Source organism: Nocardia sp. MH4 (assembly GCF_019266065.1).
Taxonomy (GTDB): domain Bacteria; phylum Actinomycetota; class Actinomycetes; order Mycobacteriales; family Mycobacteriaceae; genus Nocardia; species Nocardia canadensis.
The window spans coordinates 421,464-437,985 of sequence record NZ_LPNR01000112.1; the positions used below are offsets into that span (position 1 = coordinate 421,464).

General features: G+C 70.8%; 14 protein-coding genes. 2 read left to right on the forward strand and 12 right to left on the reverse strand.

The features are described 5' to 3' along the window. Positions 1 to 93: 93 nt before the first annotated feature. From ATM97_RS24145 to ATM97_RS24165, 5 genes are all read right to left on the reverse strand, one after another. Complete coding sequence (locus ATM97_RS24145) at positions 94 to 1,071, reverse strand: glycine betaine ABC transporter substrate-binding protein (RefSeq protein WP_218720399.1); 978 nt, start codon at positions 1,069 to 1,071, stop codon at positions 94 to 96. After that, positions 1,068 to 1,805, reverse strand: a complete 738-nt coding sequence (locus tag ATM97_RS24150; RefSeq protein WP_218720400.1) for an ABC transporter permease — start codon at positions 1,803 to 1,805, stop codon at positions 1,068 to 1,070. The genes ATM97_RS24145 and ATM97_RS24150 overlap by 4 nt, the downstream gene beginning before the upstream one ends. After that, a complete protein-coding gene (locus tag ATM97_RS24155; RefSeq protein WP_218720401.1) occupies positions 1,802 to 3,082 on the reverse strand; it encodes an ABC transporter ATP-binding protein in 1,281 nt (426 codons plus the stop codon). Before ATM97_RS24155 ends, ATM97_RS24150 begins: the two co-directional genes overlap by 4 nt. Continuing rightward, positions 3,079 to 3,723, reverse strand: coding sequence for an ABC transporter permease (locus ATM97_RS24160; protein ID WP_218720403.1), 645 nt, complete (start codon positions 3,721 to 3,723; stop codon positions 3,079 to 3,081). The genes ATM97_RS24155 and ATM97_RS24160 overlap by 4 nt, the downstream gene beginning before the upstream one ends. 140 nt (positions 3,724 to 3,863) lie before the next feature. Next, positions 3,864 to 4,799 carry a TauD/TfdA family dioxygenase gene (locus tag ATM97_RS24165; protein WP_218720404.1) on the reverse strand — a complete coding sequence of 312 codons (936 nt, stop codon included), beginning with the start codon at positions 4,797 to 4,799 and terminating at the stop codon, positions 3,864 to 3,866. 189 nt (positions 4,800 to 4,988) lie between these two features. Here ATM97_RS24165 and ATM97_RS24170 point away from each other — a divergent pair, with 189 nt between their 5' ends. Further along, positions 4,989 to 6,491 carry an aldehyde dehydrogenase family protein gene (locus tag ATM97_RS24170; protein WP_218720406.1) on the forward strand — a complete coding sequence of 501 codons (1,503 nt, stop codon included), beginning with the start codon at positions 4,989 to 4,991 and terminating at the stop codon, positions 6,489 to 6,491. A gap of 12 nt (positions 6,492 to 6,503) precedes the next feature. Here the strand turns inward: ATM97_RS24170 and ATM97_RS24175 are convergent, their stop codons facing one another. From ATM97_RS24175 to ATM97_RS24185, 3 genes are all read right to left on the reverse strand, one after another. Further along, positions 6,504 to 8,165, reverse strand: a complete 1,662-nt coding sequence (locus ATM97_RS24175; protein ID WP_218720408.1) for a bifunctional 3'-5' exonuclease/DNA polymerase — start codon at positions 8,163 to 8,165, stop codon at positions 6,504 to 6,506. Between the two features lie 36 nt (positions 8,166 to 8,201). Next, complete coding sequence (locus ATM97_RS24180) at positions 8,202 to 9,407, reverse strand: glycoside hydrolase family 76 protein (protein ID WP_218720410.1); 1,206 nt, start codon at positions 9,405 to 9,407, stop codon at positions 8,202 to 8,204. 167 nt (positions 9,408 to 9,574) lie between these two features. Beyond that, positions 9,575 to 11,401 (reverse strand): NAD(P)/FAD-dependent oxidoreductase, encoded by a 1,827-nt coding sequence (locus ATM97_RS24185; protein WP_218720412.1) that lies wholly within the window; start codon positions 11,399 to 11,401, stop codon positions 9,575 to 9,577. 109 nt (positions 11,402 to 11,510) lie between these two features. Between ATM97_RS24185 and ATM97_RS24190 the strand changes: the two genes are divergently transcribed. Further along, complete coding sequence (locus ATM97_RS24190) at positions 11,511 to 12,794, forward strand: GAF domain-containing protein (RefSeq protein ID WP_218720413.1); 1,284 nt, start codon at positions 11,511 to 11,513, stop codon at positions 12,792 to 12,794. On the opposite strand, the gene ATM97_RS24195 is transcribed toward ATM97_RS24190, so the two are convergent. The 4 genes from ATM97_RS24195 to modA all read right to left on the reverse strand — a co-directional run bounded on the left by ATM97_RS24195 (position 12,785) and on the right by modA (position 16,516). Beyond that, entirely contained in the window at positions 12,785 to 13,810 is a 1,026-nt protein-coding gene (locus ATM97_RS24195; RefSeq protein WP_218720414.1) for a crotonase/enoyl-CoA hydratase family protein, read from the reverse strand. The genes ATM97_RS24190 and ATM97_RS24195 overlap by 10 nt on opposite strands. Positions 13,811 to 13,887: 77 nt before the next feature. After that, positions 13,888 to 14,937, reverse strand: coding sequence for an ABC transporter ATP-binding protein (locus ATM97_RS24200; protein WP_218720416.1), 1,050 nt, complete (start codon positions 14,935 to 14,937; stop codon positions 13,888 to 13,890). Continuing rightward, positions 14,934 to 15,743: a molybdate ABC transporter permease subunit gene (gene modB, locus ATM97_RS24205; RefSeq protein ID WP_218720562.1), complete on the reverse strand. Its 810-nt coding sequence runs from the start codon at positions 15,741 to 15,743 to the stop codon at positions 14,934 to 14,936. The genes ATM97_RS24200 and modB overlap by 4 nt, the downstream gene beginning before the upstream one ends. Then, on the reverse strand, positions 15,743 to 16,516 hold the full coding sequence (modA, locus tag ATM97_RS24210; RefSeq protein ID WP_218720417.1) for a molybdate ABC transporter substrate-binding protein: 774 nt from the start codon (positions 16,514 to 16,516) through the stop codon (positions 15,743 to 15,745). Before modA ends, modB begins: the two co-directional genes overlap by 1 nt. Positions 16,517 to 16,522 lie beyond the last annotated feature (6 nt).

Below are 16,522 nucleotides of genomic sequence, written 5' to 3' on the forward strand. Positions count from 1 at the left end.
TCGCATCGAATGCCGGTGCGCGCACCAGGACACACGACAGGGCGTCGACCTGCCGCTCGCGCGAGAGTCCACCCGCCGGTCTCGGCGACTGCGCTACTCGATCAGGCGCTCGCTCTTCAACCAGTCGTAGGCCACATCGGCCGGGTCCTCGCCGTCGATGTCGACGCGACCGTTGAGCTCCTGCATCAGCTCGTCGGTGAGGCGCTCGGAGACGGTGCCGAGCAGGGCGCGGAGTTCGGGATGGTTCTCGATGACCACGCCCCGGACCACGGCCGTGCCGCTGTAGGGCAGGAAGAACTTCTTGTCGTCGTCGAGGACGGTCAGGTTCAGGTTCTTGACGCGGCCGTCGGTTGTGTAGACCATCCCGAAATTGCAGGGCTGACTCTTGGCGGTCGCGGTGTAGACGACGCCGGCGTCCATCCTGGTGACATTGCCCGAGGGCACGCCGTTCGGATCGTTGTAGGGGATCCCGTATTTCTGCAGCATCGGCAGGAAACCGTCGGAGCGGCTGAAGAATTCGTCGTCGACACAGAAGGTGCGCTCGGCCACGGGCAGGGCGGCGACGTCGCTCAGCGACCGCACACCCAAGCGCTGGGCGGTCGGCGCGGACGCGGCGAAGGCGTAGGTGTCGTTGAAGTTGGCCGGGGCCAGCCATTCGAGGTCGTAGTCGCGCTTCTCGATGTCGTGGACGCGCTGCCACAGCTCCTGCGGGTCGGCGATCGTCTCGGTCTGGTTGTGGTAGTTCACCCAGCCGGTGCCCGTGTACTCCCAGAGCACATCGGCGTCACCGTTGAGCTGGGCCTGACGCGACGAGGCCGACCCCGGCGCGCCGGTCAGGTCGGTGACCGAGGCGCCCGCCGCGGCCAGGTAGGTCGCGGTGATCTTGCCGAGCAGGACCCCTTCGGTGAAGCTCTTCGACGTCACCACGATGGCGGCGCCGTCGAGCGGGCGTTCGCCGCCGGGCAGACTGGCGTCGTGGAAGGTGCCCGAGGAGCTCACCAGCCCACATCCGCCGAGCAGGGCCAGCGTCGCGACGAGCGCGGACACCATCGGGACCAGCCGTCGCCTCATGAGATACCTCGCGGGGTCGCGGCCAGTTCGACGAGCCGGCCGAGCCAATCGATGATCAGCGCCAGCAGCCCGACCAGGATCGCGCCGGAGATCAGCAGCTTGGGCAGGAACAGGGTGACACCGGTGGTGATCAGGGTGCCCAGGCTGGTCGCGCCGATGAACGTCGACAGCGTCGCGGTGCCGACCAGGATGACCAGCGCGGTGCGCACGCCGTTGAGGATCACCGGCACCGCGAGCGGCAGCTCGACCTGGACCAGCGTGCGCGCCGCGGACAAGCCGATGCCGCGCGCCGCTTCGATCGTGCGTTGGTCCACCTGCCGCAGACCAACGATCGTGTTCTGCAGAATCGGCAGCACCGCGTACACCACCAAACCCACGATCGCCGTGCGGAACCCGGTGCCGAGCCAGAACGTGAACAGCACGAGCAGGCCGACGGCGGGCGCGGCCTGACCGATATTGGCGATATTGACCGCGATCGGCTCGAAGCGCATCAGCGCCGGCCTGGTCAGCGCGATGCCGAGCGGTATCGCCACCACCACCACGATCACCGTGGCGACCACGGTCAGCCGGATGTGTGCACCGATGGTGCTCTGCAGATTGGACCAGCCGAGCGAGGCCTGCTCGGTGGCGGTGAAGGTCGTCGACCGGTACCAGAGCAGATAGCCGACGCCGATCACCACGATGATGATCGGTTCGAACCACACGTCGATCGGCACGCGGCGCAGCCGGCTCATGACGGTTCGGCCGTCGCGGTGTCGTCGGCGGCGGCAACGACCGGCGTCGGTGTCGGGTCGGACCCGTCGACATAGGTCTCGTAGGACGGCGCGGCCTCCGCGGCGTGGTTCTCGGCCAGCTTGGTCTGGATCACGTCGGTCACCGACCCGATGCTCAGCGACCCGACGACCGCGCCACGACCGTCGGTGACGAGCGTGGCGCCCTGACTGGCGGCCAGCATCGCGTCGAGCGCGTCGTTGAGGGTGGAGGACTGCGCGACCACCGGCAGTCTGCGATCCAGATAGTCGGAGACCTCGGGCTTGCTGGCCACCTCGGTGAGCGAGGGCCACGAGCGCGGGCGGCCCGCCGCGTCGACGACCACGACCCAGGTGTGCCCGGCCGCCTTCGCCCGCTCGATCACCGTCTGCGCCGGTTCGCCGATCCGTGCCGTGGTGACCGGGTCGTAGTCGACATCACGCACCCGCGAGACCGTCAGATACGCCAGCTTCGCGCCGGATCCGACGAACTCCTCCACGAACGGTGTCGCCGGATCGGTGAGGATCTCCTCCGGGCGCGCGTACTGCTCGACGTGCCCGCCCTCGGACAGGATGAGCACCTTGTCGCCGAGTTTGGTGGCTTCCTCGAAATCGTGGGTGACGATCACGATGGTCTTGCCGAGTTCGTGCTGGATCGCGATCAGGCTGTCCTGCAAGCGAACCCGGGTGATCGGGTCGACCGCGCCGAACGGTTCGTCCATCAGCAGCACCGGCGGATCGGCGGCCAGGGCACGGGCCACACCGACGCGCTGCTGCTGACCGCCGGACATGTCCTTGGGCAGCCGGTCGGCGAAGGTGGCGGGGTCGAGACCGACCAGATCCAGCAGGTACTCGGTGCGTTCGGCGATGCGCTTCTTATCCCAGCCGAGCACCCGGGGAATGGCGCCGATGTTCTTGGCCACCGACCAGTGCGGGAACAGGCCACCGGACTGGATCACGTAGCCGATCGACTGGCGCAGCTTGTCGGGGTCTTCCCTGGTGACGTCGCGGCCGCCGATGAAGATCCGGCCCTCGGTCGGCTCGATCAGCCGGTTGATCATCTTCAGCGTCGTGGTCTTGCCGCAGCCCGAGGGCCCGACGAACGCCACGATCTCGCCGGCGTCGATCTCCAGATCGAGCCGCTGCACCGCGGCCTTGTCCTGCCCCTTGTATCGCTTGACGACCCCGTCGAGCGTGATCGACGCCCCGGTCACATTGCGCTCCGGCGTCACCGGGGCGGGCTGGCTGGTCACATCGGTCATGTCAGTCCTTTGGCGATCGTGAGCCGTCCGAGCAGGACGAGGAGCGCGTCGAACACCAACGCGATCGCGACGATGAGCAGAGTGCCGGTCAGTGCCATCTCCAGGGCATTGGCCCCGCCGAGCCGCGACAGGCCGTTGAAGATGAGCGAGCCGAGCCCCGGGCCGAGCACGTAGGCGACGATGGCCGCGACGCCGACGATCATCTGGGTCGAGACCCGGATGCCGGTGAGGATCACCGGCCAGGCGATCGGGAATTCGACGGTCAGCAGGATCCGCCAGCGCGACAACCCGATTCCGCGCGCGGATTCGATCACCGAGGGGGGTACCGACCGCAGGCCGACGATGGCGTTGCCGATCACCGGCAGCGCCGCGAAGAACGCCAGCATGATGAACGACGGCACGACCCCGAGCCCGAACGGCACCAGCAGCAGCGCCAGCAGGGCCAGCGAGGGAATCGTCAGCGCGACCCGGCTCGAGGTGAGGGTGAGCGCCGAGGCCAGCGGAAGGCGATAGACGGCCACCGCCACGAGGACGGCGACGACGGTACCCACCAGCACGGTCTGGAAGGCCAGTGAGGCGTGCTGGTAGGTGAGGAAGGTCAGCACCTCCCCCCGCCCCCGGACATAACTCCACAGGTTCACGGGAATCCCATCGTCGGGCCGGGCCGGTCAGGGCCTGTGCGCGCGTGATCACCGGACGTACGTGCCGTCGAAGGGTAATCCATGACCTGCGTTCGGCCGGGGACCCGCAGCTCTGGAGGTGTTGCGGTGGCGGCCAATTCCTAGGCCGCGCGCTTCGGCGGGGCACTCGCGTAGTCGGCGGCGTCGCCCGCGATCACCGTGCTGGTCGTGCCGTCGACACCCACCGGGACCGCGCCGGCCAGGGTGATGCGGGTGAGCCTGCGATGCTCGCTGCCGTCGTAGTCGTCGACCGCGTAGTGCTGGGTGGCGCGGTTGTCCCAGATGGCGACGTCGCCGAGCGACCAGTCCCAGCGGGTGGTGTGTTCGAGGCGGGTGACCCGATCCTGGAACATCCGCAACAGCGCCCGCGATTCGGAGCTCGACAGCCCGGCGATCTCCTTCACGAAGCAGCCGAGCAGCAGAGCGCGTTCGCCGGTCTCGGGGTGGACCTCCACGACCGGATGCTCGGTCTCGAAGTAGGTCGACTCGAACTCGCTGCGGTAGGTGCGATCCCGGTCGTCGGGCCGGTCCTCGATGTCGGCGGCGTAGTCGTACCGATTGGTGTGCCGCGCGCGCAGGTTCTCGGCCAGCAGCTTGAGTGGCGCGGGCAGCGCGTCGTAGGCGGCGACGGTCGAGGCCCAGGTGGTCGAGCCGCCGTAGCTGGGCAGCGCGACGGCACGCAGGATCGAGGCGCTGGGCACCCGGTCGACGAAGGTGACATCGGTGTGCCAGACGTTGGAACGGGTCTGATGTGAGTCGATGGCCAGGCTCTTCGCGCCCGCCGAGGTGACGGTGGGGTGCGGCGTGGTCGGGGTGCCGAGCAGCTGCGCGAACTCGTACTGCCCGTCTTCGGTGAGGTGGTGCTGACCGCGGAAGAAGATCACCTTGTGCTCGTGCAGCGCGGCAACCACGGTCGCGACGGTCCTGGCGTCGAGCTCGCCACCGAGCCGCACGCCCTCGATCCGTGCCCCCAGGTGCGCACCGAGCTTGACCACCCGCACCCCGGTCGCGGGGACGGCTGCGTCATCGACGGACATACGGAGGCCTTTCGCTCGAACCGGGACGTTCCGGATCACACGAAACCATCCGCGCACCGGCGCGACCAGGATTGAACTCAGCGCGAGCAGAACCCGTATCGCTCGCCCACAGCCCGTGGACGTGGCTCTTTCCGGCGTCGCGTACCTTGGTCCGCGCACCCCGGCTCGAGCGAGAGGCAAGACTCCCGAATGGTCCTCACCGACGAGCCGCTCCTGCGCTCCCCCGGCCTCTACCTGGACGGGCGCTGGGCGCGGCCGGTCCACGGCGGCACGAGGGCCGTCCACGATCCGGCCGACGGCGGCGTGCTCACCATCGTCGACGAAGCGGGCCCCGAGGACGTGGCGGCGGCGATCGCGGCGGCCCGCGCCGCCTTCGCGACCGGCGAGTGGCCCGCGACCCCGAAAGCCGAGCGCTCCGCGCTGCTGGTGCGCGTCGCCGAACTGCTCGACGCCCATCGCGACGACCTGGCCCGGATCGAGACGGCCGACACCGGCAAGACCCTGCGCGAGAGCTACCTCGACATCGACGACGTGATCGCGGTGTTCCGCTACTACGCGCACCTGGTCACCACCGACACCGACCGTCTCGTCGACACCGGGAACCCGGCGGTGATCAGCCGCGTCGTGCACGAGCCGGTCGGGGTGTGCGCGCTCATCGCGCCATGGAACTATCCGCTGCTGCAGCTGTCGTGGAAGATCGCGCCCGCGCTGGCGGCCGGCTGCACCGTGGTGGTCAAGCCCAGCGAGGTCACCCCGCTGTCGACGATCGCGCTGGTGCGCTTGCTCGACCGGGCCGGGGTACCCGCCGGCGTGGTGAATCTCGTGCTGGGCAGCGGCGATGTGGTGGGCGCCACGCTCACCGACAGCCCGGACGTCGACCTGATCTCGTTCACCGGCGGCGCGAGCACGGGGGCGGGGATCGCGAGCCGGGCGGCCCGGCACATCACGCGCGTCGCGCTGGAGCTCGGTGGCAAGAACCCGCACCTCGTCTTCGCCGACGCCGAATTCGACAGCGCCGTCGACGCGGTACTCACCGGTGCCTTCCTGCACTCCGGTCAGGTGTGTTCGGCGGGCACGCGGCTCATCGTGCACGCGTCGATCGCCGACGAGTTCGTGGCCGAGCTCGCCCGGCGCGCGTCCGCGATCCGGGTGGGTCCCGGCAGGGATCCGTCGTCACAGATCGGCCCGCTGGTCTCCCCCGAGCATCGTGCGAAGGTGGAAGCGTATGTCGCGCTGGGCCTCTCGGAGGGCGCGCGGCTGATCGCCGGTGGCCGGCGCCCGGACGATCCCGCGCTGGCCGCGGGCAGTTACTACCCGCCCACCATTTTCGACGACTGCGATCGGTCGATGCGCATCGTCCGCGAGGAAACCTTCGGGCCCATTCTCACCGTGGAGCGCTTCACCACCGAGGCCCAGGCCGTCGCCCTCGGCAACGACACCGCCTACGGATTGGCCGCCGGTGTCCGCACCGCCGATCCGGCCCGTGGCGAACGGGTGGTCCGTGCCCTGCGGCACGGCACGGTGTGGCTCAACGATTTCGGTGTCTACACCCCGGCCGCGGAATGGGGCGGCTTCGGCCGCTCCGGCATCGGCCGCGAACTCGGACCCACCGGCCTGGCCGAATACCAGGAGACCAAACACCTCTGGCACAACACCGCACCGGCGGTCGGCGGGTGGTTCTCGGCGGGGTGAGCGCGCGATGTCCTACTTGGCGTCGCCATAGCACTGCACCACCGCTGTGGTGAAGGGGAAGCGCACCGGCGTCGGGCCGAAGGCCAGTCGGCCCGCGGTGTCGGCGGCCGCGGCGATCGCGGCGACGATCGTCGCGGACTCCTCCTCCGGACAGTGCACGATCACCTCGTCGTGCTGGAAGAAGACCATCTCGGCGCGCAGCCCGGCCTGCGCGATCGTCTGGCGGATGGCGGCCAGGACCAGCAGGGCCCAGTCGGCGGCGCTGCCCTGGACCACGAAGTTGCGGGTGAACCGGCCGCGTGCTCGCGCCGCGGGTGTCCCCGCGAAGCCCGCGCCGTTCTCGGCGAAATCCGGGGCGGTGGCCTCGACCGGCGGGCAGGTGCGGCCCAGCCAGGTGCGCACCAGACGACCTTCCTCCCCGGCGTGCGCCGCGTCGTCGACGTAGGCGACCGCGGCGGGATACTGCCGGCGCAGCGCCGCCATGTGTGTGAGGGCATCGCCGGAGGTCTGACCGTAGATGGCGCCCAACAGCGCGAGTTTGGCCTGGGCGCGGTCACCGCCGAAGCCGCGGGCCGCCAGATCGGCGTACAGGTCCTCGCCGCGACCGGCCACCTCCATCAGGGCCGGGTCGCGCGAGATCGCGGCCAGGATGCGCGGTTCCATCTGATCGGCGTCGGCGACGACCAGCGACCAGCCCGGGTCGGCGCGGATCGCCTGCCGGATCACCTTCGGGATCTGCAGGGCGCCACCACCATTGGTCGTCCAGCGGCCCGAGACCGTGCCGCCGGGCAGATACTCGGGCCGGAAGCGGCCACCGTGCACCCACTGCTCGAGCCAGGACCAGCCGTGCGCGGTGTGCACGCGGTACAGCGACTTGTAGGCCAGCAGCGGCGCGACGGCGGGATGGTCGATCTGCTGCAGTTCCCACTTCCGGGTGGAGGACACCAGAATGCCGGCCCGGGAAAACGCCTTGATGATGTCGTTGGGCAGATCGGGCCGCACCCGGACTCCGCCGCCGAAGGCTCGCGAGACCTCGTCGGCCAGTTCCGCCATCCGGCGGGGTTCGAGCGTGCCCGGAAACCGTTCGCCCAGCATCGTGTCCAGCAGCGCCCGATGGATGTCGGCCCGCCACGGAATCCCGGACCGGCCCATCTCCGCGGCGACGAGCATGCCCGCCGACTCGGCCGCCAGCAGCAGCCGCATCCGATCCGGGTGCTCGGTGCGCGCGGTCCGGGCGACCTGTCGCTCGTAGACCGCCACCAGCGCCGCGAACTCGTCGGTGCCGGGCGGCAGCGGCACCGGGCCCGAATCGAACAGCGACGGCTGGGTTTCGGCGGCCCGCACGGGAGCGTCCGGCGGGACGGCCAGCCCGTGCAGACGGGCCCACGCCGCCGCCAGCGACCGGGCCTGCCCGACCTGCCCCTCCTCGTGCCCGATCAGCAGCGCCTCGGCGGCCTCCACGTCGTAACAGCGCTCGACCCGCACCCCGGCGGCGAGCAGGGGCCGGTAGATCTCGGCGGTCGATCGCCACACCCACCGCTCGACGTCCGGGCGCGAGCGCACGGCCTCGATCAACGAGGGTTCGTCGACGATCGGTCCCGCGGGTCTGCCGTCGGCGTCCAGCGGACACAGACGCGCGCCACCCTCACCCGTCTCCGCCACTGCCCATCGCACGTGCCGAGTCTCGCATCGGGGTCCGACACAGCGCGGTCACCGTCCGGCGGCGGTGAGCTGGTGGTCGGCCTCGAGCAGCATCCACGCGCTCAGCTGCACCGACAGATCGCGGCTCAGGTTCGCCGCCGACGCGGTCTCGGGCCCTTCGAGATGCAGCAGCGAGCTCGGATACCGCACCTCGGCGATCGGGCGGGTCCAGTCCATGCCGAACAGCGGCAGCCCGTCGACCTCGGCGCGGTGTTCCCAGGCCGCCCGCGCCGACGCGTGCACGATGGCCGCGGCGGTGGTATCGCCCAGGGCGAGCGCGGTTTCGGCGAGGTAGCGCGCGAGGACACCCATGAACAACCCGGAATCGTTCGCGGCGGCCGCGAGGATCACGCCTCCGTCCGTCAGCTCGGTGCCGGTGGCCGCGACCAGTGCCGCCGCGCGGTCCCGGTGCGCGGCGTCGCCGGTGCGCACCGCCAATTCGGTTTCCAGCCCGATCGCCACGCCCTGGCAGTAGGTGTGGACGGTCCGGTCGACCCGTCCGTCGGGCTCGTGGACGCCGTCGAGGGTCACGCCGCTGACAGGATCGCGCAGGCGGGTGTGCAGGAAGTCGGCGAGCCGGCGCGCGCGGGTGAGATCGCCCAGCCGGGCCAGCGCGATCCCGGCGGGGCCGACCGCCGGGGTGTTGTAGTAGCCGTCGCCCGCTCGCCACGGGATCGCGCCGAGCTCGGCGTTCCAGCCGTCGAGCAGGGCGGATCGCAGGTCGTCGACCGCGTGGCCGAACCGGATGTCGAGCAGCCGGTCGGCGCGCTCGAGTGCCAGCGCCAGCCACGCCATGTCGTCGTAGTACCGGTTGGTCCAGCCGGTGACATTGCGGGTGCGGATCCCGAGCGCGAGGGCCGCGACCCGGTCCTTGCGGGCCGGCGTCGGATCACGGTGGGCGGCGTCGATCGCGCAGTCGACCAGGTGCGCCTGCCACCAGTAGCACCAGCGTCCGAACGACTGTTCCACCGGCGACGCGGGCCACACCAGCGCGCCCAGGCTCCGCCGCGGCACCCCCCACAGCGAGCGCACGTGCCGTGCCACGATCGCCCGTTCCGCCAGCTCCGCCCGCTGCCCGGCCCCGACCGCACCGACGGTCGCGGGACGCCGGATCGTGCCCGCCCGCGGCGGTTGACCCAGCACCCCGACACCGATCGCGGCGCCCGCCGCGATCAGCGCACCGCGCCGGCTGATGCCCTCGTTCCGGCGAACCATCCGCTCGGACTCTCCTTCCGCACGACGACGTCCGAGCCGGGAACCGTACCGCTGGGGCGTCGGTCCGCGGTGGCCGGAACTTGAACTGTTCCGGTGTACCGCGAGAACGTTCGGCGGAGCCGGAGGCTGCCCGGCCGGTGTCGGCCGAGCAGTCCCGGCGGGGTCGATCAGCTCAGATGGTGAACCTCCTGCTTTCCGTACACCGGTGTCGGGATCTGCTCGAAGCGGGCCTTCAACTGGAGCGCCAGATACAGCGAGTAGTGCCGGGACTGGTGCAGGTTGCCGCCGTGGAACCACAGGCCCTGCTGCTGGGTCGGCTTCCACATATTGCGCAGCTCCCCTTCCCATGGTCCGGGATCCTTGGCCGTACCGGAACCGTATCCCCAGCATTTGCCGACGGCGTCGGCGACATCCTGGCCGATCAGATCGGCGGCCCAGCCGTTCATCGAGCCGTAGCCCGTGGCGTAGACGACCAGGTCGGCGGGCAGTTCGGTGCCGTCGTCGAGGATCACCGCGTCCTCGGTGAGTTCCCTGACCTGGCCGTGGGCCAAGCCGATCTCGCCGTCGGCGACGAGTTCGGCGGCGCCGACGTCGATGTAGTAGCCGGAGCCGCGCCGCAGGTACTTCATGAACAGCCCGGAGCCGTCGTCGCCCCAGTCGAGGTCGAACCCCGCGCGTTCCAGCCGCGCGTAGAAGTCGGCGTCGCGTTCGCGGATGGCGTCGTAGACCGGAATCTGGAACTCGGGCATGATCCGGTACGGCAGCGAGGCGAAGGTGAGATCGGCCTTGTGCGTCGTCATCCCGGCCGCCAGCGCCCGCTCGGAGTACAGGTCGCCCAATCCGAGTTCCATCAGCGAATCCGACTTCACGATGTGGGTGGACGATCGTTGCACCATGGTGACCTCGGCGCCGGCCTCCCACAGCGCCGCGCAGATGTCGTGCGCCGAATTGTTGGCGCCGATCACCACCGCGCGCTTGCCCGCGTACCGGTCCGGTCCGGGATGCCCGCTCGAGTGGTGCTGGTCGCCGCGGAAGCGTTCCCTGCCGGGGAAATCCGGGATGTTCGGCTTGCCCGACATGCCCGTGGCCAGCACCAGGTGCCGCGGGCGCAGCACCACCGGTTCGCCGTCACGCTCGAGCTCGACCGTCCAGGCGCCCGAGGCGTCGTCGTAGCGCGCCGAGGTGCAGGTGGTCTTGGTCCAGTAGGGCACCTCCATCACCTTCGTGTACATCTCGAGCCAGTCGCCGACCTTGTCCTTGGGCGCGAACACCGGCCAGTTGTCGGGGAACGGCAGATACGGCAGATGGTCGTACCAGACCGGATCGTGCAAGCACAGCGACTTGTAGCGCTTGCGCCACTGGTCACCGGGCCGGTCGTGCTTGTCGACGACGAGCGCGGGAACGCCGAGCTGGCACATCCGCGCGCCGAGCGCGATGCCGCCCTGTCCACCGCCGACGATCAGGACATACGGCTGCCGGGTGTAGCCGAGTTCCCGCTCTTCGCGTTCGCGCTGCTCGGACCAGGTCACCCGCTCCCGGTCGGCGCCGTGGCGCACGCCCTTGGGCCTGCGGGTCCCCTTGCCCTCCTCGTGGCCCTTCAGCTCCTGCAACGCGGTCAGCATCGTCCACGCGCCCGCGTCGGTGAGTCGCAGATGACCGACGCCGCGGCCAGCGCCGGTCTCGAAACCGATCCACGCGCTGATCACCCCGTCGGCCTCGGTGGGCGGTTCGGTGGTGTGGAATCCGGACGGATCGGTATCGGCGAGCTGGGCCCGCAGCAGGTCGGCCACGCCGGCGCGGCCCTCGACGGTCTTGATGTTCCAGGTGAACGCGACCAGGTCGCGCCAGAAGCTGTCGATGGCGAACATGCTTGCCGCCGTATCGATATCGCGTGCGGCCAGCGCCGCCTCGAACGCCGTCAGCCAGGCGTCCACCCGCTGCCGCGGATCTGCCGCGTCCGATCCGCACACCGCGGGATCGAGTGTCTGGGTCATCGAATCCTCCTCCACATTCTGTGACCTAGAGCACACGCCACCGGGGGCTGGTGGCACAATCGTTGCAGTGCGTTGCACCGCCGCTCGACCGGATGAAGGGGTGAGAATCGTGAGCGATTTCGGCGCGGTCGAACCCGGCACCGATCTGTCGGGCTACGCGCGCGATCTCATCCGGATGCACGAGGCCGTCATCGGCGGCGGCCGCTCGCCGTTGCGGCCGCGGCCACTGGTCGCGCGCTCGTGGTCGCGGGTACTGGCGGCCGGTCTCGTGCCCGATCGGCCCCGGGCCCGCACGATGCTCGGCGTGGACGACGTCGAACGGCGGCGCCGCGCATCCTCGCTCACCACGGTGATCTCGGAGCTGACGCAGACGGTGTCGTGCCTGGCCGAGGCCAGCTCGCAGCTGATGCTCGTCGTCACCGACGCCGAGGGCGTGGTGCTGTGGCGGCACGGTTCGGCGAAGGTCCGCCATCGCGCGGATTCGCTGGGGTTCCGCGAGGGCGCACGCTGGACCGAGGAGGCGGTCGGCACCAACGCGATCGGCACGGCGCTCACCGAAGCCGCTCCGGTGCAACTGTTCTCGGGCGAACACTTCGAGCAGTTCCAGCACCCCTGGTACTGCACCGCGGCACCGATCCACGACCCGCGCACCGGTGAACTCCTCGGCATCGTCGACATCAGCGGCCCCGCCCTGACCCTGCATCCGGCCGTCACCGCCCTGGTCGCCACCGGCGTGCGGCTCGCGGAGGCACAGCTGTGGCGTCATCACGAGGACCGGCTCGCCCGGCTGCGCGCCGCCGCCGCGCCCGCCCTGGTCGCCCTCACCGGGCCCGCCGTGTTGGTCGACGAGCACGGCTGGGTCGCCCAGGCGATCGGCGTCACCGCCACCCGCCGGGTCGCGGCACCGCACGCCGAGCGCGCGATCACCGTCCCTGGGCTCGGCCCGTGCGTCGCCGAACAGCTCGCCGACGGCTGGCTGATCCGGCCGGACTCCGGCTCCCGCAGCACCCGGCTCGAACTCGATCTGTCCGGGCCGCCGACGATCAGCGTGCACGGCGGCGAATCCGGGTGGCGCAGTGCGCTCTCGGCCCGCCACGCCGAGATCCTGCTACTCCTGCACCTGTCCGGCCGACACGGGATGACGGTGCTCCAGCTGAGCAACGCCCTGTTCGGCGATCCGGACCACGCGGTCGCGGTCCGGGCGGAGGTCTCCCGGTTGCGGCGGGTGCTCGGCGCCGTGCTGACCAGTCGCCCCTACCGATTCACCGAATCCGTCGAGCTGACCGTCGAGCTGGGCAACGCCGAGCACCTGGCGGACTGCGACTTCGTTCGCCACACCGCGGGCCCGGCGTTGCGCGCCCTGTGTGATCCCCGGTCCGCGGCTCAGTCCTGATGCCCGGGCGTGCCTCGTTTGTGGTCGCCGAAGGGCTCGTCGCGTTCCCGCACGGCCTCTCGGAATCCGACAGTGGCCGAACGGAGTTGGAAGGCGTAGCCCTCGCGGGTGTGCCGGGAGATGCCGTCGAAGACGGTGCTGACCATGCCGGAGGTGGCGACGCCCTGGGCCAGCAGACTGGAGTTGAGGGCCAGCTTGGCCATCATCAACTGGTTGACCGGCATTCGCGCGATCCGCTCCACCAGTTCCTCGGTGCGCGCGTCGAGTTGGTCGGCGGGCCAGGACTCCACCGCCAGGCCCCATTCGGCGGCCTGCTTGCCGGTCAGGCAGTCGCCGGTGAACAGCAGGCGCTTGGCGCGCTGGTCGCCGAGGCGGTGCGCCCACATGCCCGCGGCCGGGATGCCCCAGACCCGGGTGGGCGGGTAGCCGATCTTGGTGTCGTCGGCGCAGATGATCTGGTCACTGTAGAGGGCGATATCGGTTCCGCCTGCCACGGCGAAGCCGTGCAGCTTGGCCACCGTGGGTTTGTTCGCGTGCAGCAGGCTGGCGAAGCCGCGATTGAACCGGCTCATCATGGCGTAGTCGAGCATCGGGTCCCAGGTGCCCCACGGATTGTGGTTGACCGCCTGCGCGACCGGATCGATCGCGGTGCCGGTGACCTCGTCGGAACCGCCGGCACTCGCGAAACCCTGTTCGGCGAACATATCCAGGTCGTATCCGCCGCAGAAACCCTTGCCGCGGCCGGAGACCAGGATGACGTGCACGCGGGGATCGAGATCGGCCCGCTCGACGGCGTGCGCGAGATCCACCGGCGTATCCGGGGTGATCGCGTTGCCCTTGTCCGGCCGGTCGAAGGTGATGCGCGCGATGCGGCCGTCCCGCTCGTAGGTCAGCGTGCGGTACTCCCGCTCGGCACCGGGGTCGGGCCGGTCTCGCCACGGGGAATCGGGGCCCTCGGTCCAGTTCTCGTACCATGCCGCGGGCCGCTGACCCGCGTGGGAATCGTAGTCGGGCACGGTGACCTCCTGAGGACGCGGAACGTGACGGCCAGCCCGATGCTATCGGCAGGCCGACGCGGGCCCGGCGGGATCGGCTAGGCCGGGTAGGTGCGGATCTCGGTCGCCTTGACCGAGGCCCACAGCGTCGTCCCGCCGTGCAGGCGCAATTCGGCGACCGTCGCGGGGGTGACCTCGGCCAGCACCGGGGGCGCGCCGTCGAGCCGCACCCTGGTGAGGTGCGCGTGCTGTTCGATCCCGGTCACCGTGGTCTGCCAGGTGTTGCGCGGACTGCCGACGGGCGGCTCGGGGTACAGGCTCACCGCGTGCGGGGCGAACGCGAGATGGACTGCGCCCGAAGCGGGTTCGGCGATCGTGAGCGCACCGCCGCCGTCGAGCCGGACCGTCGTGCCGTCGGCGGTGCCGCGATAGAGGTTCAGCCCCACCAGCTGGGCGACGTAGTCGGTGCGTGGTCGCTGGGCGACCTCGCGCGGCACGCCTTCCTGCACGACGCGGCCGTTCTCGATGATGACCAGGCGGTCGGCCAGGATCATCGCGTCCAGCGGGTCGTGGGTCACCAGGACGGTGTGGCCGGTGAATTCGCCGAGATGACGGGCGAGTTCGGCGCGCACCTGGAGCCGGGTGGCGGCGTCGAGCGCGGCCAGGGGTTCGTCGAGCAGCAGCAGCGCGGGCTCGGTGGCCAGCGCGCGGGCCAGCGCGACGCGTTGGGCCTGGCCGCCCGAGAGCGAGCGGGGTTTGGCCGCCAGCTGCTCGCCCAGGCCGACGCGCTCGAGCCAGCGCGTGGCACGCTCGTTCGCGGTCCGGCGCGGCGCGCCGCGCGCCCGCAGCCCGAACGCGACATTGTCCAGCGCGCTCATGGTCGCGAACAGCAGGTAGTCCTGGAACACCACACCGACCGCGCGCTGTTCGGCGGGCACGAATCGGCTCGGCGGGATATCCCAGACGTGATCGCCCAGCCGGATGAAACCGTCGTCGAGCGGGGCCAGCCCGGCCAGCGCGCGCAGCGCCGTGGTCTTGCCCGCGCCGTTGGGTCCGAGCAGCGCCACGACCTCCCCGGCAGCGACCTCGAACGCGATGTCGAGGGTGAAGCGCGATCGGCGCACCCGCAGCGCGACATCCAGGGTCACAGTGGTCCTCGCGTCCATCGATCGCGCAGGGCGGCCAGCACGGCCACCGAGACGGCGAGCAGTACCAGGCTGAGCACGATGGCGTCCTCGGGGTCGGTTTCGAGCGCGAGGTAGACCGCCAGCGGCATCGTCGTGGTGGTGCCGGGGAAACTGCCCGCGAAGGTGATCGTGGCACCGAACTCCCCCAGTGCCCTGGCCCAGCACAGCACCGCACCGGCGATCACGCCGGGCATGACCGAAGGCAGCGTCACCCGGCGGAAGGTCAGCCACCGCGACGCGCCCAGCGTCGCGGCGGCTTCCTCGTAGCGCGGGTCGGCCGCCCGCAGCGCGCCTTCGACGGAGATCACCAGGAACGGCATGGCGACGAAGGCCTCCGCGACGATGACACCGGCGGTGGTGAACGGCAGGGAGAACCCGAACCACTCGTAGAGATAGCGCCCGAGGACCCCGCGCCGGCCGAGCACCAGCAGCAGCGCGACACCGCCGACGACCGGCGGCAGCACCAGCGGGACGGTCACCAGGGCCCGGATGATGCCCAGCCCCCGCACCTCACCCCGGGCCAGCAGCCAGGCCAGCGGAATACCGAACACCACGCACACGACGGTCGCCGAGGTGGCGCACACCAGCGACAGCCGCAACGCCTGGCCGACCTCGGCACTCGTCAGCCGCTCGGGCAGGGTGCGCCAGGGCGCGCGCAGGAGCAGCCCGATCATCGGCAGTACCAGGAAGGCCAGCGCGCACACGGCGGGCACGACCAGGATCAGCGGTCGCCGTCCCCGGACCGCCCGTCGTCGCGTCGCCCCGATCACGGCGTGTCGAACCCCGCTCCGGCGAAGACGGCCTGCGCCTGGTCGGACCCGATGAACTCGACGAACGCCGCCGCGGCCGCGGCGTTGGGCGCCTTCGCCAGCGCGGCGATCGGATAGTCGTTGATCGCCGTGGTCGACTCCGGGAAGTCCAGCCCCTGCACCTTGTCGCCGGCGGCCAGCACATCGGTGCGGTACACCAGCGCGGCGTCGACCTCGCCCAGCGTGACCTTGGTCAGCACCGCCTTGACGTCGGCTTCGCGGGTATCGGGCTGCGGGGTGATCCCGGCGGCCTCGAACACCGTCTTGGCCGCCGCACCGCAGGGCACCTGCTCGGCGCACAGGGCGATCTTCTCCTCCGGCTTCGCGAAGTCGGCCAATCCGGTGACCCGGCCCGGGTTGCCCTGCGGCACGGCGATCTCGAGGCGGTTGCGCACGAAGGTCACCGGCTTCGCGGTGATCTCGCCCGCGTCCACCACCTGCTGCATGTTCTTCGGCGCCGCCGAGGCGAACACGTCGACGGGGGCGCCCTGTTTGATCTGCTCGGCCAGCGCGGAGCTGGCGCCGAAACCGAAGACCACCTTCGTCCCGGGATGGGCCGCCTCGAACTGCTTGCCGAGCTCGGTGAACGTCCCGGTCAGCGACGCCGCGGCGAAGACGGTGACCGTGCCGCCCTGCGCCTGGTCGGCGGCGGTGTCGGTGTCGGTGCCGCAGCCGACCGCGGTCAGGGCCACCGCGCCGACCGTCAGTGCCACGCCGATACTGCGCATCATCGTCGA

Bases quoted from the DNA above. Each gene is read 5' to 3' on its own strand.
- ATM97_RS24145 (WP_218720399.1), bottom strand. From the start codon at position 1,071: ATGAGGCGACGGCTGGTCCCGATGGTGTCCGCGCTCGTCGCGACGCTG.
- ATM97_RS24150 (WP_218720400.1), bottom strand. From the start codon at position 1,805: ATGAGCCGGCTGCGCCGCGTGCCGATCGACGTGTGGTTCGAACCGATC.
- ATM97_RS24155 (WP_218720401.1), bottom strand. From the start codon at position 3,082: ATGACCGATGTGACCAGCCAGCCCGCCCCGGTGACGCCGGAGCGCAAT.
- ATM97_RS24165 (WP_218720404.1), bottom strand. From the start codon at position 4,799: ATGTCCGTCGATGACGCAGCCGTCCCCGCGACCGGGGTGCGGGTGGTC.
- ATM97_RS24170 (WP_218720406.1), top strand. From the start codon at position 4,989: ATGGTCCTCACCGACGAGCCGCTCCTGCGCTCCCCCGGCCTCTACCTG.
- ATM97_RS24180 (WP_218720410.1), bottom strand. From the start codon at position 9,407: ATGGTTCGCCGGAACGAGGGCATCAGCCGGCGCGGTGCGCTGATCGCG.
- ATM97_RS24185 (WP_218720412.1), bottom strand. From the start codon at position 11,401: ATGACCCAGACACTCGATCCCGCGGTGTGCGGATCGGACGCGGCAGAT.
- modA (WP_218720417.1), bottom strand. From the start codon at position 16,516: ATGATGCGCAGTATCGGCGTGGCACTGACGGTCGGCGCGGTGGCCCTG.